Here is a 23,547-nt window from a genome sequence, read left to right on the forward strand (position 1 = left end):
GTGTTTACCGTATTTAAAAATATGAGCCTGCTTTTTGTTGTACAGCTCTTTGGTTATTTGGTGCCTATTCTGGAGATTCCGGTACTGGCGCGCTCATTGGGTGTACAGGAATACGGCAAGGTCGTACTGGTCCAATCAATTGCTTTACTGTCTTCACTCGTTGTTGAATACGGCTTTTCGTTGAGTGCTGCCAGACAAGTCTCTTTGGCGAAGACTGATGTGACGGTACTGTCTAGGGTCTTTGGTGAGGTGCTGTCCGCGAAGCTGATAATTTCATCGGTTATAAGCATCGCGGCACTGTGTTTTTATATGTTTATCAATTCACAGACCTTCGAGCTTGAAGTAATAGGCTTGGGTTTTCTGTACTTTATAGCTTTTGGGTTTAGCCCGTTTTGGTTTTTTCAAGGGCTTGAGAAAATTGCGCTTGTGGTCTTTTTAGAAGTAGGTCTGCGGGTCGCAAGCCTTATATGCTTATTTGTTTTTGTTCACGACCCAGGTGACGCATTGGTGGCGTTATCGATTTTAGCCACATTTGCATTGGCAAATACATTGCTAGGAAATTATTTGTGCTACCGAAATGGATGCCGCGTTCGGTTCAGCTTGTCAGGTGGATGGCTTCAGATTTGCAAAGGGTTTCACGTTTTCATCTATAAGAGCTCAAACAATATTCTGCTTAGCGCTGGGCCTGCTCTTGTAGGACTGCTCTGCGGAAAAATCGCCGTTTCAGGATATGTCCCAGCTGAAAAAATCATAAGAGGATTTGTGGGGTTTATAAATCCAGTCCTAATTGGGTTTTTTCCGTATTTGAATAGACAGTATCTTTCCTCTGCAAAATCAGCATCAAGGCTCTCCTGGATCATTGTCGGGTTGATGTTCTTGCTGGGGTGCGTAAGTGCATTTTCCATTTCCGTAGCTGGTGGGTTCCTGATAAACAAACTATTGGGGGCTGATTTCGAGCAGGCGACGACGACCTTGCAGATTTTTGTATGGATAATCCCCTTTAGAATGACTAATCAAGCATTGGGTTTGTGCATGCTTATACCTCGCGGTATGGACAAAGTTGCGAGCTCTGCAATGCTTTTGTTCTCGGTAGTGTCGATACTTCTGGCAAGTCTGTTGTCGATTAACTATTACGTCAATGGTATCGTGCTTGGGTTTATTTTGGCGGAAGTCATGTTGTGCGTGACGTTTCTTGTATTGTCTTACCGATATAAGCCGGTCACTTATCTTGAGGGGCGCACTGAGTGATAACAATTTTAACAGCGACATATAATCGTTACAGTACTCTCCCTAGGCTACTCAAGAGCTTGCTTGAACAAAGCTCAAAAGAGTTTGAGTGGGTGCTGATAGACGACGGCAGCTCAGATGAAACTCAGAATTTCATTGAAGAGTTAAAAAAGAAAGACCTAGGCTTCACGCTGACAGCGGTGCGACAAAGTAATGCTGGAAAGCACGCAGCTATCAATAGCGGGGTAGCAGCTGCGAAAACAAACTGGATCTTTATAGTCGACAGCGATGATGCACTGGTGCCTGACGCCGTTGAAACGATAACTACCTCAATCGCCACGGCGACTGATAAGACAGTGGGCTTGTGCTATCGAAAGGCGTATTTCAGCGGTGAGCTGCTTGGTAATGACTTAAGCACGGTCGAGCAGAGCTTTATCTCGACGCCGACGGAAGCAGGCAAGTTATTCAAGGGTGACTTGGCTTACATATTTAGAACTGACGTGATGTCAGCTTTTCCGTTTCCCATATTCAAGAACGAAAAATTTGTTCCGGAATTATATATCTGGAATAAATTGGGGGATGCGGGCGATATCATCTTTTTTACACGAAAAATAATTTACCTCTGCGATTACCTGGAAGATGGATACAGTCGTAACTTTTCACGCCATTTAAGAGCTAATCCCAAAGGGTTCTTTACTTATTACTGGTCGCAATTTTTGCGTGAAAAAACAGTATATTATAAGTTGAAGAATTTAATCAGGTCCGTGCAGTGCATTTTGTATATGCTTCTAGGGCGGCCTCGATGAATATATTATATTTTATCACTGGGTTGGGTATGGGTGGGGCCGAGAAGCAAGTCGTAAATCTGGCTGACCGGATGAGCGCACGAGGACATAACGTCGTGATTGCTTATTTGACGGGCGACGCGGATGTGCTTCCAGAGGAGCCCGATGTAACGGTGGTGGCTCTAAACGGCAATAAAACCATCTTCGCGATGGTGCGTGCAATTAGTAATCTGGTCAAATTAATCAAGCGATTTGAGCCGGATGTATTGCACAGCCACATGGTACATGCGAATTTAATAGCCAGAATGGTTCGTTCAGTTGTAAGAATTCCCAAGCTGATTTGTACGGCACATAGTTCAAATGAAGGAGGTAAGCTGAAAATGCTGGCTTACCGTCTGACTGATTTTTTGGCGGATCTCACAACGAATGTAAGTCAGGAAGCGGTTGATATACTTATTGCGAAAGGCGCTTCGCCTGTCGGGCGTATGGTATTTGTACCCAACGGTATAGATACGGAGCGTTTTGTATTTGATGAGTCGGTGCGAAATCAAGTTCGTGCCAGAGAGTCTGTAGATCCTTCTATTAAAGTTCTCTTGGCAGTCGGCCGTCTGGTTGAAGCCAAAAACTATCCCTGTCTATTAGATGCATTCACGCTGGTTTCACAAGACCACGACAATGTACGTCTGTGGATAGTAGGCGACGGCCCCTTGGCTGCTGATCTTGCGCTATATGCTAACAAAGCCAACCTGAGCGAAAAGATAAGTTTTTTCGGGCGGCGCGACGACGTTCCGTCATTCTACAGTGCTGCGGATATCTATATTTTGTCTTCTGCATGGGAAGGCTTTGGGCTAGTTGTCGCTGAAGCGATGTCGTGCGAAACGTTAGTGGTTGCCACAGACTGCGGAGGGGTGAAGGAGGTGCTGGGGGATAGCGGCTATCTTGTTGAACCATTCAATCCTGAGGCGCTACGTCAAGCTATCAACTCGGCACTTGATCTACTTCCAGAGCAAAAAAAGTCACTCGTCACTTCGGCAAGATCAAGAGTACTTGATAACTTTTCCATGGAGTCTGTGATTGGTAGGTGGGAGGAGTTATATGCCCAGCCCAAGGCCTGAGGATCTTGGTTGTCAGCAATCCTCGAGCGGTTTTTAGTGTGATCATCTCGATGAGAAATAGCCAATCTCTGGACCCGGTAAGTTGGGCTTGGGCAAGTTATTTGAAAAGGTGCGTAGTGTGAAAATTGTTTATGTCATAACTCGTTCGGATGTTATAGGTGGCGCCAGCGTGCATCTCCTTGATTTGGCTTTGGGCTCATCTAAAGCAGGTCATAGCGTTGATATCCTCGTGGGTGGCGAGGGCGTCTTTAACTCTCGAGCGCGGGATCTGGGGCTGTCGTGCTATTCATTGAAATATCTCGTTCGTGAAATCAGTCCTGGAAAGGATATTCGCGCCTTCTTTGAATTGAGAGCGATGCTTTCCAAGCTAAAACCCGATCTCGTCCACTTGCACTCCTCCAAGGCTGGCATCCTCGGCAGGCTGGCCGCTAAGAGTCTTGGTTTACCAGCGATCTTTACGGCACATGGTTGGGCTTTTACGGAGGGCGTGTCTGAGAAGCGTCGTTTCGTGTACCGTAATATTGAGAGGGTAATGGCTCGTTTCTCAGACCAGATCCTTACGGTTTCCGAGTTTGACAGGCAACTTGCCTTGAAGGCCAAAGTGGGCGATGAAGATACTGTTCTGACCATCCACAATGGTATGCCCGAGGTCTGTTCCAATCGCGTCGGCTTTACCGAGTCTGATCAAATACGCTTGATCATGGTTGCAAGGTTCGAAGTACCCAAAAACCAAAAATTCCTATTGGAAGCGCTTGCAAAAGTGGAAGCCAAAAACTGGGAGCTTGAATTGGTGGGCGACGGCCCTTCACTTGCGAACGCCCGGAAATTGGCAGCACAGCTGGGAATTGGCGAGAAGGTGGTGTTTTCCGGGGCTTGTGATGACGTTCCGATCAGGCTTTCACGATCTGACATTTTCGTCTTGATTTCTGACTGGGAAGGACTGCCGCTGACTATATTGGAAGCTATGCGCAGTGGGCTTGCAGTCATCGCCTCTAACGTCGGAGGGGTGTCCGAGCTGGTTGCGAATGGTGATAACGGTTTCGTGGTAGAGCGTGGGGATCAGCAAGGGCTGATCGACGCATTGACGCAATTGATTAAATCCGCTGAGCTTCGAAAAAAACAAGGCATTTCAGGTCAATACAGATATCGCACAAATTTTACTTTCGATATTATGTTGGATAAAATTCTGAAAATTTACCAGAAAGTGTTAGACAGGACTAAATGAAAATCCTTATTACTGGTGCGAATGGCTTTATTGGGCGGGCGTTATCCGGGCACCTCGTCAGTTTAGCCAAATACTCAGTTGTCGGCTCTTCCCGCAGGCCCTCTACTGATGTGCCATCTGATATCCAGATGTTTTCGACCGGTGAGGTAGACGGTAATACTGACTGGGATCGTGCCCTGCAAGGCGTTGATACCGTTATCCATCTGGCCGCGCGCGCGCATGTGTTGAATGCGGGGAGCGAAGATCCAGTTACGGAGTTTGAACGAATAAATGTCGAAGGTGCCGTTAATTTAGCAAAGCAATCGATAAAAGCAGGTGTCCGTCGGTTTATATTCATTAGCTCTATTGGCGTAAATGGTGCGGAGACGGATAAGTGTGGTTTTACTGAGAGCGATGAGCCCCGGCCGCATGCAGAATATGCCCGCTCGAAATTAAAAGCAGAGCAAAAGCTAGCAGAGTTACTTGCTGCAGAGGCGATGGAGTTGACAGTTATCCGGCCTCCTTTAGTGTATGCCGCTGAAGCGCCAGGTAATTTTAATCGTCTCCTGAAGCTGATAGCGTCTGGATTGCCGTTACCCTTCGCCGCCGTGAAAAACAAGCGCAGCATGATAGCGCTGGATAATCTGGTGGATTTCGTTGAGCTGTGTATTGAGCACCCTTTGGCTGCAAACGAACTATTTTTAATTTCTGACGGAGATGATTTTTCCATTGGTGAAATTATCAAACTTCTCGCCTCGGGCATGGAGCGAAAAGAAAAATTGTTCAGCCTTCCTGACACTGTAATACGTTCGGTCGCCAGCGCACTCGGGAAGCGATCGTTATATACGCAGTTGTGTAGGTCATTGGTTGTGGATGCTGCCAAAGCTCAAACATTATTGAATTGGGTTCCTGCGAAAGAAGCCAGTAATGCTTTGGTCGAAACAGGCCGAAAGTTCCGTTTATTAAAGTGATTCACTTCGAAATTATTGCAGGTAGGGATAGGCAGATGGCGTTCTGGATAGCGATTATTTCAATAGCGAGTTCCATTTTTTTCACAGGATTATTGCGTCGGTATGCGCTCCAGCGCAATGTATTGGATATTCCTAACAGCAGAAGTTCACACTCTGTACCGACCCCTCGTGGTGGTGGACTGGCAATTGTGCTGGGATTTTTGATATCCCTGGGGTTGATGCGTTCCTTTGATTTGATCGATAACGCCTTTTTCCTTGCATCGTTCCTGGCGGGTATAACGGTAGCCGCGTTAGGTTTCCTGGATGACCACGGGCATATTCCTGCACGCTGGCGCCTGTTAGGACATTTTCTCTCTGCGATATGGGCGGTGTATTGGATCGGCGGGCTACCGTCTGTCACGATTTTTGGATTACACGTCAACCTAGGCTGGATTGGCGGGGCGTTAGCCGTTTTGTATGCAGTGTGGATGTTGAATCTTTACAACTTCATGGATGGTATTGACGGCTTGGCAAGTGCTGAAGCCATCTGTGCGTGCTCTTCTGCCGCTCTCATCTATTGGATGTTGGGGTATGAGGAGTTGTTATGGCCGCCTATTTATTTAGCGTTGGCAACGGCAGGCTTTTTCTACTGGAATTTTCCAAAAGCACGAATTTTCATGGGCGACGCGGGCAGCGGCTTCCTGGGAATCACGCTGGCCATTATTTCTCTTAAAGCGGCTTCTTTTTCCTCTACGCTGCTATGGGTCTGGCTGATCTTATTAGGAGTATTTATCGTTGACGCGACATTTACCTTGATGCGCAGGCTACTACGCGGCGAAAAAGTGTATGAGGCACATCGCAGTCACGCTTATCAATACGCCTCACGGCGCTTTAATGCCCACGTCCCTGTCACACTGTGCGTAATCTTGATAAACCTGGTTTGGCTCGCACCGATTGCATGGCTTGTTGCATTTGACAGAATTGATGGTGCTGTCGGTATGTTGATCGCCTATGTTCCACTCGTTGTCCTGGCTCTGAAATTCAAGGCCGGGGTTAAAGAGTAATGTTGTTAGGGTTCGGAGTGGCGAGAGCGTAATCGTGATGTGCGTCTATTTAGATTTTAGATTGTTAGAACTGCGAGAGGTTTAGAAATATATGAACTCACTGAGATCGCGCTTATTAAGCCTCCCGCGCAGGTATAAACGTATTTTGCAGGTGATTACTGACGTCTTCTTAGTTTGGTTTGCGCTTTGGTTGGCTTTTGTCGTGCGGATAGGTCTCGATGAAATGATCAATCCGTTTATGCTGCACACCTGGCTTTTTTTGACCGCGCCGATCGTGACTATCCCGCTGTTTATACATTTTGGTATGTATCGGGCGGTTTTGCGCTATTTCGGAAATGATGCGTTAATTGCTATCGTCAAAGCCGTCAGCCTGTCTTCGCTAATTATTGGTGTGGTCGTTTATTGGTATAGTAATCACCAGAATGTAATTCCGCGTTCGATCATCTTCAACTATTGGTGGCTCAGCCTGATCATGATTGGGGGCTTGAGATTAGCGCTGCGCCAATTCTTCCTGGGAGATTGGTTTACCGCTGCTCAACATGTGCCTTTCACCAACCGTGACGATGGTTTGCCGCGTGTAGCTATCTACGGTGCCGGATCTGCTGGAAATCAGCTCGTCGCGGCATTACGCATGGGCCGCTTGATGAGACCCGTTGCGTTCATTGACGATGATTCCACTATTTCGGATCGGGTAATCTCGGGGCTGCAGGTTTATAAGCCCAAACATATCCAGCGTATGATCGATGCCACAGGGGCTCAAGAAATTTTATTGGCGATACCTTCATCGACGCGCGGGCGTCGTCGGGAAATCCTCGGATTTCTGGAAGGTTTTCCTTTACATGTGCGTAGTGTCCCGGGCTTCATGGACTTGGCCAGCGGTCGTGTCAAAGTTGATGATATTCAAGAAGTGGATATTGCCGACCTGTTGGGGCGCGATCCTGTACCCGCCCAAGAAGATCTGTTGGAGCATTGCATACAGGGCCATGTGGTGCTGGTTACCGGTGCTGGTGGGTCGATTGGATCTGAACTGTGTCGCCAGATCCTTGAACTGCAACCTACCACCCTGATTCTCTTTGAGCACAGTGAGTACAATTTATACAGCATTATGTCTGAACTGGAGGCACGCATACTCAGGGATTCATTGGCGGTAAAATTGCTGCCGATCCTGGGCTCAATACGTCACCAGGATAAATTGGTTGATGTGATGAAAACCTGGCATGTAAATACCGTCTATCATGCGGCCGCTTATAAGCATGTGCCGATGGTAGAGCATAATATTGCGGAAGGTTTTCTGAATAATGTTATTGGTACGTTAAATACCGCTCAAGCGGCCATTATTTCGAATGTTGCTAATTTCGTACTTATTTCGACTGATAAGGCGGTTCGCCCTACCAATGTAATGGGAAGCACCAAGCGGCTCGCTGAGATGACGTTGCAGGCGCTCAGCCGTGAGCTACAACCAGCTCTCTTCAACGGTGCTGCTACCCCTCAAAATCGTACACGCTTCACAATGGTTCGGTTTGGAAATGTTCTGGGTTCTTCTGGTTCCGTCATTCCTCTATTTCACAAGCAGATCAAATCAGGTGGGCCGATAACAGTGACCCACCCGAAAATCACTCGATATTTCATGACCATCCCTGAGGCGGCTCAACTTGTTATCCAGGCAGGCTCAATGGGCCAGGGAGGAGATGTTTTTGTATTGGATATGGGGGAGCCGGTTAAAATCACGGAATTGGCAGAGAAAATGATTCATCTGTCTGGCCTGAGTGTTCGTTCAGATAAAAAACCGCTGGGCGATATCGCCATCGAGTTTACAGGGCTTCGGCCCGGGGAAAAACTCTACGAGGAATTACTCATCGGTGATAATGTCGATGCCACACAACATCCAATGATCATGAGTGCAAACGAAGATTATTTATCGTGGAGCGTATTGAAACCGAGGTTGTCCGAGTTGTTATGTGCTATTGAAAGCCATGATTACAGTAAAGTACGTCAATTGTTGCGCGAAACTGTTAGCGGCTATGCCCCCGATGGTGAAATTGTAGACTGGTCTTATCAACAAAGGCGGCTGGAGCCATAATGTAAGGTCTTGGAGGAAGATAACAGTACACCGGTGCTGTTATCTATGCTTTAAAAATATTCGGTCTGTTAAATAATTTAATTAATTACAGCGCACTCACGTCAATCAACATCTATTGATCAGGAGGCTTTGTTTGCCGACACGTTGAAATACTCAGCTATCAGCTTCATTGTCTGTAACGACGTGCATTTAGAGCGTTTTTTGGCATAACCTCGCCCTTTTTACGGAGCGTTCGCGCTCTACATTTTCTTCCCCTGCACACCGCTTACGGAATACAATCCGCTTGGGGCGCTGCACGATGACATTTTCATTGAGCGCTGCCTCGTGATAAGCGGCCGGGCAGAGCCGGCGGCTTGATCATCCATGGAGCTTTTTCAACATAGCCCAAAGCAGGAAGGCATTGCATGAGTAATTTTTATAAATGAAAACCGAATATTCACTTGAAGTAATTGCACTTACGCTATTGATAATATTGATGTTCATTACTTTTTCGTCGATATTCAGGTCGAAAATAGAAAGTGCAGAAGTTCAGCATGAATATAAATTCATCAATGGCCTGCGTGGTCTTGCGGCTATATTTGTTTTTATTAATCATGCGCCGTTTGTACTAATAAATTTGGGTGTGAAAAATACAGTTTTTTCTGCGTGGGGACAAATTTACCCGAACCTTGGATCTTTTGGTGTGCAGATTTTTTTCTGCATAACGGGTTTTCTTTTCTTTGACAAAGTCATGAAGAGCAAGCATATAGATTGGGGTGATTTTTTCGTAGCCAGAATCAGGAGAGTGGCTCCGCTTTACTATCTGGCATCGTTCTTGGTATTTATTATTGCGATTTCTTTTGCAGGGTTTGATTTCCTGGATAAAGAGTCTATTACCACTATCGCTGGTCTGGTAACGTTTAATTTCATAGATAACCCAATGAAAATTGGCGGCGTATCGCTTGTGCCTCTGAGTTCCGTGACATGGACGTTGGTTCATGAATGGCGTTTTTATGCAGTGCTGCCAATGGTGGCAATTTTTTACAGGTCGCGCTATAGGTCCATTATCCTGACGGTGGCGATACTGATTGCTGCCATTGACCTGGGCACCTCTGCCGTGGTGTGTTGGGCCTACTTTCTGTCAGGCATGATGGCAGCGGTTGTTCATAAAAAAAATATCACGAATAAACTGGTTAAATTCTTTTCCATGTTAATTGCAGTGGGTATATTTGTTTGGGTGTGCGGGCTGGTTGATGTCCCCGGCTACGGAGCGTTGAGATTCGCTCTGGCAACAATATTCTTCATATGCATTACAATTTCAAATCCGTACTTCTTGCATTACCAGTTCCTGAACAGGCTCAGTGATATCAGCTACAGTGTTTACCTGCTCCACTTGCCGGTATTGTTTTTATCCTTCAAGCTCCTGTCTGTATTTTTTGATCTTGCTGCTCTTGATAAAGTAACTTTTTGGGTGGCAAATTTCGTGACCATTCCAATCATCGTCGCCTTGTCGACCATTACTTTTGTTCATGTAGAGAAAAGGTTTATGCGCAAGAAACGAGTGGAGCAGACCAACGCCCCCACGGTTGCCTACTCGGAAAAAACAAACGCTGTGATATGAAGTGTGCGGTGCTACTGCATCGGCCTCTTTGTTCCGCCTACTGTCCATCGGTAATGCCGGGGCCGCCGAGTTTGCTGCGGACCTTGATATTATCGATGGTCATTAGGAAAGTGGTTGGATATTCCAGGCACCGCTCGCGACTTCAATTTGCGATTCTGTGCGAAGATTTATCGGGCGATCGTCGGCGTCCACCGTTGCTTGACGGCAAGCGTTTACTGGCCTGTACACAAAAAGCCGAACTCTTTCATACCTTGCAATACCCCCATTTTTGACACCCTCCATCTATCGCCTAATGTAGAAATGCAGCTTCGGAAAGCTGCTTTTCTCTTACCGATGTCATGGAGCGTCACCAATGCAAAATCTCTACATTTCATCCCTCATCTTCGCCTTCCTCACTAGCCTCTCCGTCGCCACTACTGCTGCGCCCTCCATCAAGCCGGAAGCTTCAAGCCCAATCTCCACCCAAATGACCAAGATCGAGCAATCCACCAAGGTCAACCTCAACGCCGCCGATGCCGAAACCCTGCGCCGCGACCTGTTCGGTATCGGCGCTTCCAAGGCGAAGGCAATCGTTGCGTATCGCGAAAGCAACGGTCCGTTCACGGCGGTGGATGAGTTACTGGAAGTAAAAGGCATCGGTAAAGCACTGCTGGAGAAGAATCGCGACAGATTGGTTATTAATTGAAGATGCGAAGATAGCCCCAGAAGGCCGGTCATTGACCGGCCTTTCCTTTATCAAAGCTGCGTCTATTTACTCTCAGGCCGCGTTGGCATGAAACGTGATTACATTCAACTCAACGATTGTTCAACAATCTTGAGGTGTACATGACGTCCAGCTTGTCTTTAGCCGACCAAATCGCCCTGGAATTACGCGCCGACATTATCGGCGGGCGGCTGCTGCCGGGTGTGTCGCTCGTCGAGGCCGACTTAGTCAAGGGCTACAACGCCTCGCGCAATACTATCCGTGAGGCGCTGCATCGCTTGGGCCAAGAAGGGCTTACCCGCTATGTCCGCAATAAGGGCGTAATGGTTCGGCGCCTGCAGCGGGCAGAAGTACGTGACCTCTTCGTAGTCCGCCGCACCCTGCAATTGCAGGCCATAGCCCAAAGCGGCCCGCTGACGGACACTCAATCAGGCCGCATGCAAAACGCTATTGACGCCACCACCCTGGCCCGGGAGCGCGAAGATTGGCGAGCGGTGGCTACCCACAGTCTTGTTTTCCACCAACAGATCGTCGCGTTGATGGACAGCCCACTGTTCGACGAGTTTTTTGCCCAGGTGATCGCCCAGCTGCGCCTGGTGTTTTGCGCCGCGCCGGATGAGCAGAGTTTCCAGTTACCCTGGCTGGAGCGCGACCATGAGATATACACGCTGTTAACCCGCAACCAAACCCAGGCCGCCAGCGAGGCGATGAGCCTGTACCTGGATGATTCGGAACATCTTTCCCTGGCCTTGTTTGATCACCCTTGATGGAGGATTGCCCCATGTATAAAGACTATCCGGCCGCGTACCAAGTCAGCAAAGGCTCAGCATTGCAGGTGGATACGGCGTTCTATGAGCGCATTCGTGATCAGAAAACCCAGCGCACGTTGATCGAACAGTTCGAGGTACCTATCCGTACGGGCAGGGCATGGAAAGTGCCGGCCGGGCATGTGTTCCGTGTGACCACGCCGGTGGGCCCGCAGGTGGGGGACTTCAACGTATGGAACGCCAATGACCCGCGCGAGCGTTTGTGGGCTGCGCGCACTCGGCAGCTTCAGGGTGCCCATGTCAGCACCCATGATCGCTTGTGGTCGAACCTGCCTTTTCTACGGCCACTGGTGACCATCACCGACGACAGCCTCGCCAGTTACGGCATCGATGAATACGGCGGACGCTTGCACGATTTGCTCGGTACGCGCTGCGATCCCTATGTGAACCGGATGCTGACTGGGGAGGACTTTCATCACCATTGCCACTCGAACCTGACCCGTGCGGTATTGCCCCATGGGCTGACGGAATTCGACGTGCATGACGTGTTGAATATTTTCCAGTGCACGGGCCTCAATCACGATGACATGTACTTTATGAAAGCCTGTCCGGCGCAGAAGGGTGATTACCTGGAGTTTTTTGCCGAGATTGATTTGCTGTGTGCGTTGTCGACGTGCCCTGGCGGGGATTTATCGCTACCGATGTGGGGGCCGGATGCGCAGGATCCGCTGACGGTGTGTCGTCCGTTGGGGGTGGAGATCTACCGGTTGGAGGATGAGTTGCTCAATGGCTGGAGCCAGCCGGAACGCGCTGCCTACAAGGGGCAGCACGGTTTGCATATCGCCAAGGCGGATTGGGAGTAACTCAAGGTTCAGCGATCCTGCGCATCCTTGGCATCCGCCTGCGCATTGCGCTCGGCCACGCGTTTACGTTGTTCGTCGGTGAGTTCGACTTTGTTGGCGCTGTCGCGCAGCATCATCAGCCCTCCGACGATCGACCCGATTGCGACTACCATAATAAACCACGCATACCACGGCATAAGGCTCTCCTTGAGGCAGATGTCCGTGGGAAAGTTTCCCACGGTAATGACTGCTTTGAGTCACGGGCTTTCTGAGTAGTTCAGTGTAGGCCCGTTCTGCCTCGCGGGCGCTATAGTCCCGTCAACATCGCATCTGTCGGGGCGTCGGCGCGGTCTTGCGCGGTCAGTTGGAAATAGATGAAGCCTGCCAGCATAAAGCCCAGGAAGATCAGCCCGATCAGGGCGTTGAACCAGGCCATCGCCACCAGGCACACCACTGCCAGTACCAGTGCAATACCCGGCACGATGGGGTAGCCCGGTGCGCGAAAGGTGCGTTCCAGCAGGGGCTCGGTCTTACGCAGTTTGAACAGGCTGAGCATGCTCATGATGTACATGACGATGGCACCGAACACCGCCATGGTGATCATGGCGGCGGTCAGGGTCATGCCGCCCAGGTTGATCAGGCCGTCGCTGTAGATGGCCGCGATGCCGACCAGGCCGCCGGCAATAATTGCTCGATGGGGTGTCTGAAAACGCGACAGTTTGGCCAGGAAGGGCGGCAGGTAACCGGCGCGGGCCAGGGCGAAGAACTGGCGCGAGTAGCCGAGGATGATGCCGTGGAAGCTCGCCACCAACCCAAACAGGCCAATCCACACCAGCATGTGCAACCAGCCGGAGCTTTCGCCGACTACGGTTTTCATCGCCTGGGGCAGTGGGTCGTTGATGTTCGACAAGGTGCGCCAGTCGCCTACGCCACCGGCGAAGAACATTACGCCCATGGCCAGGAACACCAGGGTGAGGATGCCGCTGATGTAGGCTTTTGGAATCGTGCGTTTGGGGTCCTTGGCTTCTTCGGCGGCCATGGCGGCACCTTCGATGGCGAGGAAGAACCAGATGGCGAAGGGAATAGCGGCAAACATCCCGGCAATCGCCGGCGCGCCGAAGGTGTCGGAACCGGCCCAGCCGTTGAGGGCGAAGTTGCTGAAGCTGAACGCCGGGGCGACCACGCCCATGAACACCAGCAGTTCGGCGACGGCGAGTACGCACACCACCAGCTCAAAGGTCGCGGCAAGTTTGACCCCGAGGATGTTCAGGCCCATGAACACGATATAAGCGCCGACGGCGGCGTGCTTGGGATCAAGTGCCGGGAATTGCACGTTCAGGTAGGCGCCGATGGCCAGGGCAATTGCGGGCGGGGCGAAGACGAATTCGATCAAGGTAGCCAGCCCGGCAATCAAGCCGCCTTTTTCACCAAAGGCGCGACGGCTGTAGGCAAAGGGGCCTCCGGCATGGGGAATGGCGGTGGTCAGTTCGGTGAAGCTGAAGATAAAGCAGGTGTACATCGTGGCGACCATCAATGAGGTCACCAGAAAGCCCAGGGTACCGGCGACGCCCCAGCCATAGCTCCAGCCGAAATACTCGCCGGAGATCACCAGCCCCACGGCAATGCCCCAGAGATGCAGGGTGCCTAAGGTGGGTTTGAGTTGTGTGTTCATTGTGGGGTGCTCCCTGAATCGTTTGGAATGATTCAGGGTGTTGCAGTGGTTATGCCAGGCTACGAAACCCTGTCGCAAAGCAATGCTGGTGTCGCCTGCGGGACGGTTTGGCGTTTGAATGTGGCTTGGCGTGCACCAGATAAGGGCGGTGGTGTCTGACCTGCCGTCATCGCGGGCAAGCCCGGCTCCCACATTTGGAATGCATTCCACTGTGGGCCGCGATGAGGCCCTCGCTGCCACTGCGAATCTCCTGTAAACCCGGCATAAACCCACTCTTTACGCCATCTTTACGCCCCACCCAACACCTCGCTCTCGTTCCTTTACACCACTCCTGCCGACAATTGCCCCACACGCGGCAATCGCCGCAAGACGGGGAAATTTCCATGAGCGTTCTGGACGGAGTGTCACTGCTATTGGCCGTGGCGCTGTTCATTTATCTGCTGGTTGCGCTGTTACGCGCGGATCGGAACTAGGAGCGGCTATGCACAGTTATGACTATTGGCTGATCATCGCCTTCTTTGCCGTGGTACTGGTGCCGGCGCCGTTTTTGGGGCGGTTCTACTACAAGGTGATGGAAGGCCAGCGCACGTGGTTGACGCCGGTGTTGGGGCCTGTCGAAAAGGTCTGTTATCGCCTTTCGGGCGTGGACGCGCAGCAGGAACAGAGCTGGCAGAAATACATGCTGGCCTTGCTCGCGTTCAACCTGGCGGGCTTCTTGTTGTTGTTCTCGATCCTGTTATTCCAGGGCTCCCTCCCACTGAACCCGCAGGAGTTGCCGGGCCAGGAATGGACCCTGGCGTTCAACACCGCCGTCAGTTTCATGACCAATACCAACTGGCAGAACTACAGCGGCGAGGCGTCCCTCAGCTACCTGAGCCAGATGGCCGGCCTCACTGTGCAGAACTTCGTCAGTGCGGCGACCGGTCTCGCCGTCCTGGTCGCCTTGTGCCGTGGGATCGGGCGCAAATCTGCCCAGACCTTGGGCAACTTCTGGGTCGACATGACGCGCGCCACCCTCTACGGCCTGCTGCCGTTGTGCCTGGTGCTCGCACTGTTCCTGGTGTGGCAGGGCGTGCCGCAAACCTTCGCCCACTATGTTGACGCCGTCACGCTGCAGGGCGTGGACCAGGTGATTCCCTTGGGCCCGGCAGCCAGCCAGATTGCGATCAAGCAACTGGGCACCAATGGCGGCGGCTTCTTCGGGGTGAACTCGGCGCATCCGTTCGAAGACCCGACAGCCTGGGCCAACCTGTTCGAAGTGGCCTCGATCATTCTGATCCCGGTGGCGTTGGTATTTACCTTCGGCCACTACGTCAAAGACCTGCGTCAGAGCCGGGCGATCCTCGCGTGTATGCTGGCGCTGTTCCTGATCGGCGGCGCGACGTCGCTGTGGTCCGAATACCAGCCCAATCCGACCTTGAGCAACCCGGCCGTGGAGCAAACCGCACCGCTGGAGGGCAAGGAAACACGCTTCGGTACCACCGGCACCGTGCTGTGGTCGGTGACCACTACCGCGGCATCCAACGGCTCGGTCAACGGTATGCAGGACAGCCTCAGCCCGCTGAGTGGGATGGTGGCATTGGTCAACATGATGGTTGGCGAAGTGATCTTTGGCGGCGTCGGTGCTGGCATGTACGGCATGTTGCTTAACGTACTGATCGCGGTGTTCCTCGCCGGCCTGATGATCGGCCGCACGCCGGAATATCTGGGCAAGAAACTCCAGGCCAAGGAAGTGCAATTGCTGGTGGTGACCCTGCTGGTCATGCCGGTCGGCGTGCTGGTGTTGAGTGCCATCGCCGCCAGCCTGCCGGGCCCGGCGGGCGCGATCAGTAACCCTGGCCCCCACGGCTTCAGTCAGTTGCTTTACGCCTACACCTCGGCCAGTGCCAACAACGGTTCGGCGTTTGCCGGCCTCGGTGCCAACACCGCGTTCCATAACCTGATGCTCGGCCTGGGCATGTTGATCGGCCGCTTTGGCTACATCCTCCCGGTGCTGGCTCTGGCCGGCAGCCTGGCGATGAAGAAGGCCGCACCGATTGGCCAGAACAGCTTCCCCACCCATGGCCCGCTGTTCGTGACCTTGTTGACCGTGACCATTTTGCTGGTGGGCGGCCTGACTTTCCTGCCGACGCTGGCGCTTGGGCCTATCGCTGAACATCTGAGCATGGGCTTCTAAAGGGACATGAAAATGAATATGCCTGCAAAAAACGCGGCCCCGGTCAAAACCCAGGAGCCTGTCAAAACCGCCATCTCGGCGCTCTGGCGCCCGGCGCTGGTCCAGGCTTTCGTCAAGCTCGACCCACGCCAACTGCAACGCTCGCCGGTGATGCTGGTGGTCGAACTGACCGCCATCCTCACCACCGTATTGTGCTTTGTGCCCGATACCACCGTGCCCACCTTTGTTGCGGTGCAAATCGCCGTGTGGCTGTGGTTCACCGTGCTGTTCGCCAACTTCGCCGAAGCCCTGGCCGAAGGCCGCGGCAAGGCCCGCGCAGACAGCCTCAAGGCCGGCAGCGAAGGTTTGAGCGCCCGGCGCCAGGAGGCCGATGGCAGCTTCAAGGTGGTGCCGGCCACCAGCCTGCGCAAGGGCGATGTGGTACGTGTTGCCGCGGGGGAAATGATCCCCGGTGACGGCGAGGTCGTCGAAGGTATTGCGGCGGTCAACGAAGCGGCGATCACCGGCGAATCCGCCCCGGTCATCCGCGAGTCCGGCGGTGACCGCTCAGCCGTTACCGGCAACACACGGCTGGTGTCGGACTGGCTGCTGATTCGCATCACCGCCAACCCTGGTGAGTCCACGCTGGATCGCATGATTGCGTTGGTGGAAGGCGCCAAACGCCAGAAAACCCCCAACGAAGTCGCGCTGGATATTCTGCTGATCGGCCTGACCCTGATCTTCCTGCTGGTAGTGGTGACCTTGCAGCCGTTCGCGCATTTTGCCAATGGCAGCCTGCCTCTGGTGTTCCTGGTCGCACTGCTGGTGACGCTGATTCCCACCACCATTGGCGGCTTGTTGTCCGCCATCGGGATTGCCGGCATGGATCGCCTGGTGCGTCTCAATGTGATCGCCAAGTCCGGTCGCGCCGTGGAAGCGGCGGGGGACGTGCATGTGTTGCTGCTGGACAAGACCGGCACCATTACTTTTGGTAACCGTCGTTGCTCGGCCGTGGTCGCGGCGCCTGGCGTCAGCGGTCGGGAATTGGCTGAAGGCGCGCTGCTGGCATCCCTGGCCGATGACACGGCGGAAGGCAAATCCATCGTTGAATACCTGCGTGCCTTGCACCCGCAGGCCGAGCCAAGCCTGGATGAATTGACCGCCGTACCCTTCAGCGCCGAGACCCGATTATCGGGTGTCGACTATCAGGGCCGCGTGTTCCGCAAAGGCGCCGTGGATTCGCTGCTGGCGTTTATCGGCCAGCAACGCAGCGAGCTTTTACCTGCGCTGTCGCGGGAAATCGACAAGATCGCCCAAAGCGGCGGCACCCCATTGCTGGTCTGCGCCGATGGCAAATTGCTCGGTGCGATCCATCTCAAGGACGTGGTCAAGCCCGGCATCCGCGAGCGGTTTGCCGAGTTGCGCAAGCTGGGCATTCGCACCGTGATGGTCACTGGCGACAACCCCCTGACCGCCGCCGCGATTGCGGCTGAAGCGGGTGTGGACGATGTGCTGGCCGAGGCCACGCCTGAGAAAAAACTTGCGCGTATTCGCCATGAGCAGAACGACGGCCGCCTGGTTGCCATGTGCGGCGACGGCGCCAACGATGCCCCTGCGCTGGCCCAGGCTGACGTCGGTATGGCCATGAACGACGGCACCCAGGCCGCGCGCGAAGCGGCCAACATGGTCGACCTCGACAGCGACCCGACCAAGCTGCTGGACGTGGTGCAGATCGGCAAGGAATTGCTGGTAACCCGTGGCGCGTTGACGACCTTTTCCATCGCCAACGACGTGGCCAAGTACTTCGCAATCCTGCCGGCGCTGTTTGCCTCGATCTACCCGCAACTGGGCGTGCTCAACATCATGCACTTGCAGAGCCCGCAGAGCGCGATCCTCTCGGCCATTGTGTTTAACGCCTTGATTATCGTGGTGCTGATTCCCCTGGCGCTGCGCGGTGTACGGGTGCAAGCGGCTAGTGCGGCGGCCTTGCTGCGACGCAACCTGCTGATTTACGGCCTGGGCGGGCTCTTGGTGCCGTTCGTGGGTATCAAAGCCATCGACATGCTGCTGACGGCGCTGCACCTGGTTTGACCTGTCTGATTTATTGAGGATTTGACTATGACAAACATCATCCGCCCCGCCCTGAGTCTGCTGGTACTCATGACCCTGATCACCGGCGTCGCCTACCCGCTGGTGGTCACGGGCGTGGCGCAAGTGGCCTTCCCCGATCAGGCCAATGGCAGCCTGGTGCACGACGCCAGCGGCAAGGTGCGCGGCTCCAGCCTGATCGCCCAGGACTTTACCGGCGACAGCTGGTTTCATCCACGCCCGTCAGCAGGAGCCTTTGCGACGGTGTCCAGCAGTGCCAGCAACCTGGGCCCCAGCAATCCGGCCTTGGCGACCCGCGTAGTCGAGGATGCCGGCAAACAATCAGTGCCTGGCCAGGGCCCGGTGCCATTGGCCTCGCTGACGACCTCCGGCAGCGGCCTTGATCCCCACTTGCCACCGCAGGCGATTGCCTATCAACTGGCGCGAGTGGCGGCAGCGCGCAATGTGCCGGTGGCGACCTTGCAGCGGTTGCTGGATGAGCACATCGAAAGCCCGTTGGTAGGGCCGCCGGTGGTAAACGTCCTGGCCCTCAACATGGCCCTGGAAAAACTCTGAACCCCTGTGGGAGGGGGCTTGCTCCCTCCCACAGTTGATCTTCATTGACCTGAAAATACCTGTCTGAAGGAACCCGTATGAGCGACTCCGGCCGCGCCGATGCCCTGTTAGCCGATCTGCCCCGGGCTGGCCGTGGCCGGCTCAAGGTCTTCCTCGGCGCCGCGCCTGGCGTGGGCAAGACCTACGCCATGCTCCAGGCGGCCCACACCCAACTGCGTCAGGGCGTACGGCTGATTGCCGGGGTGGTCGAAACCCACGGCCGCGCCGAGACCGAAGCCTTGCTCAGCGGCCTGCCGCAACAACCGCTGTTGCGCAGCGAATACCGCGGCGTGATGCTCGAAGAAATGGACCTCGACGGCCTGCTCGCCGCCAAGCCCAAGCTGGTGCTGGTAGATGAACTGGCCCACAGCAACGCCCCCGGTAGCCGTCATGAAAAGCGCTGGCAAGATATTCAGGAATTGCTCGCGGCCGGTATCAATGTGTTCACCACGGTCAACGTCCAGCACCTGGAAAGCCTCAATGATCAGGTGCGTGGCATCACCGGCGTGCAAGTGCGCGAAACCCTGCCGGACTGGGTGCTGCAAGAGGCCGACGAACTGTTGCTGATCGACCTGCCATCGCGCGAACTGCTCGAACGCCTGCGTGACGGCAAGGTGTATGTGCCCGAACAGGCGCGTGCGGCTATCGATGCGTTTTTCACCCAGACCAACCTCATGGCCCTGCGCGAACTGGCGATGCAAACCGCCGCCGCCCACGTCGACGATGATCTGGCCCAGGGCTATCGCCAACTCGGACAGGCCGCGCCGGCGGTACGTGGGCGTTTGCTGGTGGGCGTGGATGGCGATGCGCAAGCCGAACGCCTGGTGCGTCATGCCAGTCGCGTGGCCCAGCGTCGGCATTTGCCTTGGAGCCTGGTGCACGTCGACAACGGCCGAGCGCGGGATGAGCAATCGCGCCTGCGTCTGCAGAACGCCCAGCAACTGGCGGAGCGGTTGGGCGGCGAAGTGGTGTTACTGCGGGCCGGGGAGGTCGCCAAGACCCTGATCCAGCACGCCGCCGAACGCCGTGCCAGCTTGTTGCTGGTGGGGCAGTCGCGGATGCGCTGGCGCCGGCGCTTGTTCGGTGGTGGCTTGGCGGCGCGGCTGTTGCGCAATGCCCGTGGCCTGGAAATCAATGTCCTCGACAGCGATGACATACCGGCGCCGCCACGCTTGCCGGATGTGCGCGGGTTGGTGTGGTTCGATTACGCTTTGGCGGTGGTTGCCACGGTGGTTGCTGCGGCCGTGGCTTGGGCCGTGTCCAGTGTGTTGCCGCTGCCGAATATCTCGCTGGTGTTTCTCGCTGCCGTATTGCTGGTGGCGGTGCGCAGCAGCCTGGGGCCGTCGCTGGTATGCGCGGCGCTGTCGTTCATGACCTACGATTTTCTGTTTATCCCGCCGAACTTTTCTTTCGCCATTCAGCGCGAAGAGGATGTGCTGACCCTGCTGTTCTTCCTGCTGATGGCAGCCCTGACCGGCAACCTCGCCGCGCGCCAGCGCCGCCAGCTGCAGGCGTTGCGCGATACCCAGGAAGAAACCAGCGAGCTGCTCGACCTGTCGCGCAAGCTCACGGCGGCCACCGATCGCCAAGCCGTGATCAGCGCCGCCGCCCACCATCTGCAAGGCTGGCGCGATCTTGACTTGTGTCTGGTCAATCGCGACGGTCAGGGCGGCTGGACGGTCGAGACCGGTGGCCCGCTGACCCTCACCGAAGCCGAACGCGCTGCCGCCGATTGGGCCTGGCAGCATGATCAGCCTGCCGGTATGGGCACCGGCACCTTGCCGTTCGGACGTTGGTGGTGGTGGCCGTTGTCGGGTGAAGAGGGGCCGCTGGGCTTGCTCGGTGTCAGCGCCAAACCGGGCCTGGAGTTGAGCGGGCAACGCCGACGTTTGCTCACTGCCTTGAGCCAGCCACTGGCCCAGGCGCTGGCGCGGGCGCAGTTGGGGCAAGAGTTGGAGTCGGCGCGTCTGCACGGTGAAACCGAACAACTGCGCAGCGCCTTGCTGGCGTCGGTGTCCCACGATTTGCGCACGCCGTTGACCTCCATGCGCGGCAGTATCGATAGCCTGCTGGCCCTCGGCGAAGCCATTCCCATGGAGGATCGTCGCGAATTGCTTGAAGGCACCCGTGATGAGGCCGAGCGCCTGGACCGCTATATCCAGAACCTGCTGGACATGACGCGGCTGGGCCACGGCGCGCTGAAACTGGCGCGCGATTGGGTGTCGCCCGGTGATATCGTCGGCAGTGCCCTCGGGCGTTTGCGCGCGGTGCTGGCGCCATTGCAAGTGAGCACCGAGGTGCCGTCGGAACTGCCCTTGTTGTATGTGCATGCGGCGTTGATCGAACAGGCGTTGGTCAATGTGCTGGAAAACGCCGCCCGATTTTCGCCGCCCCAGGGTCGCTTGCAGTTGCGCGCTGGCGTGCAGGATGAGCAGTTGTTTTTTGCCGTGGCGGATGAAGGGCCGGGGATTCCCGAGGAGGAGCGTGCGAAGATTTTCGACATGTTCTATACCGCTGCCCGCGGTGATCGGGGCGGGCAGGGCACCGGCCTTGGCCTGGCGATCTGCCAGGGCATGGTCGGTGCGCATGGTGGGCATATCAGCGTGGCCGATGGCATTGATGGGCGGGGTACCTGCATCACGTTGTTTCTGCCGCTACAATCTCAACCTGGCTTGGACACTGACCTTTGAATGGCTCCTGAATGGGGTGATTCTTTAACGAATTTTGACGGACACCATGAGCCAGACCGCGACGATTCTCGTCATAGATGACGAACCGCAGATCCGCAAACTCCTGCGCATCAGCCTGGCCTCCCAGGGCTATAAGGTGATCGAGGCCGGCACCGGCAACGAAGGCCTGGCGCAAGCGGCCCTGAACAAACCGGACCTGCTGGTGCTCGACCTGGGGCTGCCCGACATGGACGGCCAGCAGGTGCTGCGCGAGTTTCGCGAGTGGTCGACGGTACCGGTGCTGGTGCTGTCGGTGCGGGCCAGTGAAGGCCAGAAAGTCGAGGCTCTTGACGGTGGCGCCAATGACTACGTGACCAAGCCCTTCGGCATCCAGGAATTCCTCGCTCGGGTGCGTGCGTTGTTGCGTCAGGCACCGGCGGGAGAGGCCCAGGAAGCCGCCTTGAATTTCGGCCCGCTGACGGTGGACCTGGCTTATCGCCGCGTGCTGCTGGACGGTGCCGAAGTGGCGCTGACCCGCAAGGAGTATGCAGTGCTGGCGCAACTGGCCCGGCATCCGGGGCGGGTGATTACCCAGCAGCAATTGCTCAAGGACATCTGGGGCCCGACCCACACCGAAGACAGCCATTACCTGCGTATCGTGGTGGGGCACCTGCGCCAGAAACTGGCGGATGACCCGACGCAGCCACGGTTTATCGTGACCGAGGCGGGGGTGGGGTATCGGTTGCTGAATGCTTGAGTTTTTGTGGGAGGGAGCAAGCCCCCTCCCACATTTTGAGTGTATTCACAGATTAAAATGTGGGGCTTGCCCGCGATGAGGCCATCAGCAACACCCACGCGCTCAACTCTGCTCACTCTCATACCGATCCAACGTATCACTGGCGATCTCCCGCCCCAAGGCGATCAGCTCCGGCGCCTTGTAGAACTCGAAGAACCGGCACACTCGCTTCGGCACGTTGATCAGCACATCTGGCGGGTAGCCTGCGATCTTGTACTGCGCCAATGAGGTTTGCATCACCTCGAAACTCTGGTTGATCAGGTCCAGCAGCGACGCAGGCCCGACGTTATCGATGATGAACGAGCCGGTCGCCGACTTCGGTGCGCCGGCTTTTTCCGGCGCGGCAGCGGGTTGCTGGGATTCGGGTTCAGCCGACTCCAGCCACGGGTTGATCTCTGCTGCCTGGGCCTGCAAGGCTTCCTGTTCGAGCTTCATCAACTGCTCGGCCTGTTTGCGGCGAAATGGCAGGTGCGATCCGAGTGACTTGGCCAGGCTGTTGAAGCGGCTTTTGAACGCCGGCGGGCGCTGGATCACCGGCAACTGATAGTGCTTCTGGTTGGTGGCGTTGAGGTTGACCGCGATGATCAAGTCACAGTGGCTCGACACCACCGGCACAATGGGTAGCGGGTTGAGCAGCCCGCCGTCCACCAGCATCCGGTTGCCTTGCATCACCGGGGTGAACAGGCTTGGGATCGCCGCCGATGCGCGCATGGCCTGGTGCAGGCAGCCTTCCTGAAACCAGATTTCCTGTTGGTTGGTAAGGTCGGTGGCCACAGCGGTGTAGGGGATGCGCAGCTCTTCGATATTGATCTCGCCGACGATTTTGCGAATCTGCCCGAAAACTTTTTCGCCACGAATCGCACCCAGGCGAAAGCTCACATCTACCAGGCGCAATACGTCGAGGTAGTCCAGGCTTTCGATCCAGTTTCGATATTCGTCCAGCTTGCCTGCGGCATAGATGCCGCCGACCACCGCGCCCATCGAACAGCCGGCGATACAGGCGATGTCATAGCCGCGTCGTTCGATTTCTTCGATCACCCCGATATGGGCGTAGCCCCTGGCTCCCCCGGAGCCCAGCACTAAGGCAACACGTTTTTTCATGTCCCAGTCCTTCGCAAAACAGGTGCCCACAATGCACCCATCCGGGGGGCGGCTTCAATCTTCGGTTATTTTTAGAGGATAACCTTTCCGCTCGGGTATGCTCTGGCAATAGGT

20 protein-coding genes are annotated in these 23,547 nt (G+C 55.0%); 17 read left to right on the top strand and 3 right to left on the bottom strand.

The features are described 5' to 3' along the window. The 11 genes from J1G33_RS19485 to J1G33_RS19535 all read left to right on the top strand — a co-directional run bounded on the left by J1G33_RS19485 (nt 1) and on the right by J1G33_RS19535 (nt 12,358). The gene (locus J1G33_RS19485) at nt 1-1,248 is read left to right on the top strand and encodes an oligosaccharide flippase family protein (protein ID WP_223018559.1); all 1,248 of its coding nucleotides are present in this window, start codon (nt 1-3) and stop codon (nt 1,246-1,248) included. Beyond that, entirely contained in the window at nt 1,245-2,033 is a 789-nt protein-coding gene (locus J1G33_RS19490; RefSeq protein ID WP_103733575.1) for a glycosyltransferase family 2 protein, read from the top strand. Before J1G33_RS19485 ends, J1G33_RS19490 begins: the two co-directional genes overlap by 4 nt. Then, nucleotides 2,030-3,127 (top strand): glycosyltransferase, encoded by a 1,098-nt coding sequence (locus J1G33_RS19495; RefSeq protein WP_103733576.1) that lies wholly within the window; start codon nt 2,030-2,032, stop codon nt 3,125-3,127. The genes J1G33_RS19490 and J1G33_RS19495 overlap by 4 nt, the downstream gene beginning before the upstream one ends. Before the next feature lie 118 nt (nt 3,128-3,245). Continuing rightward, nucleotides 3,246-4,352: a glycosyltransferase family 4 protein gene (locus J1G33_RS19500; RefSeq protein ID WP_256584513.1), complete on the top strand. Its 1,107-nt coding sequence runs from the start codon at nt 3,246-3,248 to the stop codon at nt 4,350-4,352. Next, nucleotides 4,349-5,302, top strand: coding sequence for an NAD-dependent epimerase/dehydratase family protein (locus J1G33_RS19505; protein WP_223018560.1), 954 nt, complete (start codon nt 4,349-4,351; stop codon nt 5,300-5,302). The genes J1G33_RS19500 and J1G33_RS19505 overlap by 4 nt, the downstream gene beginning before the upstream one ends. Before the next feature lie 35 nt (nt 5,303-5,337). Then, nucleotides 5,338-6,345: a glycosyltransferase family 4 protein gene (locus J1G33_RS19510; RefSeq protein WP_223018561.1), complete on the top strand. Its 1,008-nt coding sequence runs from the start codon at nt 5,338-5,340 to the stop codon at nt 6,343-6,345. Nucleotides 6,346-6,436: 91 nt separating this feature from the next. Next, nucleotides 6,437-8,425 (top strand): nucleoside-diphosphate sugar epimerase/dehydratase, encoded by a 1,989-nt coding sequence (locus J1G33_RS19515; RefSeq protein WP_103733580.1) that lies wholly within the window; start codon nt 6,437-6,439, stop codon nt 8,423-8,425. Nucleotides 8,426-8,846: 421 nt separating this feature from the next. Beyond that, nucleotides 8,847-10,025 (top strand): acyltransferase, encoded by a 1,179-nt coding sequence (locus tag J1G33_RS19520; RefSeq protein ID WP_103733581.1) that lies wholly within the window; start codon nt 8,847-8,849, stop codon nt 10,023-10,025. Between the two features lie 352 nt (nt 10,026-10,377). Further along, nucleotides 10,378-10,710: a ComEA family DNA-binding protein gene (locus J1G33_RS19525; RefSeq protein ID WP_103733582.1), complete on the top strand. Its 333-nt coding sequence runs from the start codon at nt 10,378-10,380 to the stop codon at nt 10,708-10,710. Nucleotides 10,711-10,850: 140 nt separating this feature from the next. After that, nucleotides 10,851-11,495, top strand: a complete 645-nt coding sequence (locus tag J1G33_RS19530) for a GntR family transcriptional regulator (protein WP_103733583.1) — start codon at nt 10,851-10,853, stop codon at nt 11,493-11,495. A 14-nt stretch (nt 11,496-11,509) separates the two neighbouring features. Then, nucleotides 11,510-12,358, top strand: coding sequence for a DUF1989 domain-containing protein (locus J1G33_RS19535; RefSeq protein ID WP_032877162.1), 849 nt, complete (start codon nt 11,510-11,512; stop codon nt 12,356-12,358). 8 nt (nt 12,359-12,366) lie between these two features. Here the strand turns inward: J1G33_RS19535 and J1G33_RS19540 are convergent, their stop codons facing one another. Together J1G33_RS19540 and eat are read right to left on the bottom strand one after the other, a co-directional pair. Continuing rightward, a complete protein-coding gene (locus J1G33_RS19540) occupies nt 12,367-12,534 on the bottom strand; it encodes a DUF2897 family protein (protein ID WP_223018562.1) in 168 nt (55 codons plus the stop codon). Between the two features lie 110 nt (nt 12,535-12,644). Next, entirely contained in the window at nt 12,645-14,009 is a 1,365-nt protein-coding gene (eat, locus tag J1G33_RS19545) for an ethanolamine permease (protein WP_223018563.1), read from the bottom strand. 383 nt (nt 14,010-14,392) lie between these two features. Here eat and kdpF point away from each other — a divergent pair, with 383 nt between their 5' ends. From kdpF to J1G33_RS19575, 6 genes are all read left to right on the top strand, one after another. Further along, nucleotides 14,393-14,482: a K(+)-transporting ATPase subunit F gene (kdpF, locus tag J1G33_RS19550; RefSeq protein WP_003218754.1), complete on the top strand. Its 90-nt coding sequence runs from the start codon at nt 14,393-14,395 to the stop codon at nt 14,480-14,482. 8 nt (nt 14,483-14,490) lie between these two features. Continuing rightward, the gene (kdpA, locus tag J1G33_RS19555; protein WP_223018564.1) at nt 14,491-16,185 is read left to right on the top strand and encodes a potassium-transporting ATPase subunit KdpA; all 1,695 of its coding nucleotides are present in this window, start codon (nt 14,491-14,493) and stop codon (nt 16,183-16,185) included. A gap of 12 nt (nt 16,186-16,197) precedes the next feature. Continuing rightward, the gene (gene kdpB, locus J1G33_RS19560) at nt 16,198-18,255 is read left to right on the top strand and encodes a potassium-transporting ATPase subunit KdpB (protein ID WP_223018565.1); all 2,058 of its coding nucleotides are present in this window, start codon (nt 16,198-16,200) and stop codon (nt 18,253-18,255) included. Between the two features lie 27 nt (nt 18,256-18,282). After that, a complete protein-coding gene (kdpC, locus tag J1G33_RS19565) occupies nt 18,283-18,828 on the top strand; it encodes a potassium-transporting ATPase subunit KdpC (protein ID WP_223018566.1) in 546 nt (181 codons plus the stop codon). A gap of 77 nt (nt 18,829-18,905) precedes the next feature. After that, complete coding sequence (locus tag J1G33_RS19570) at nt 18,906-21,557, top strand: sensor histidine kinase KdpD (RefSeq protein WP_103733587.1); 2,652 nt, start codon at nt 18,906-18,908, stop codon at nt 21,555-21,557. 46 nt (nt 21,558-21,603) lie between these two features. Then, nucleotides 21,604-22,293 (top strand): response regulator, encoded by a 690-nt coding sequence (locus J1G33_RS19575; RefSeq protein WP_032877156.1) that lies wholly within the window; start codon nt 21,604-21,606, stop codon nt 22,291-22,293. A 102-nt stretch (nt 22,294-22,395) separates the two neighbouring features. On the opposite strand, the gene J1G33_RS19580 is transcribed toward J1G33_RS19575, so the two are convergent. After that, nucleotides 22,396-23,433, bottom strand: coding sequence for a patatin-like phospholipase family protein (locus J1G33_RS19580; RefSeq protein WP_216090938.1), 1,038 nt, complete (start codon nt 23,431-23,433; stop codon nt 22,396-22,398). Nucleotides 23,434-23,547 lie beyond the last annotated feature (114 nt).

Source organism: Pseudomonas sp. P867 (genome assembly GCF_019891455.1).
In the GTDB taxonomy this organism is placed as follows: Bacteria; Pseudomonadota; Gammaproteobacteria; order Pseudomonadales; family Pseudomonadaceae; genus Aquipseudomonas; species Aquipseudomonas synxantha_A.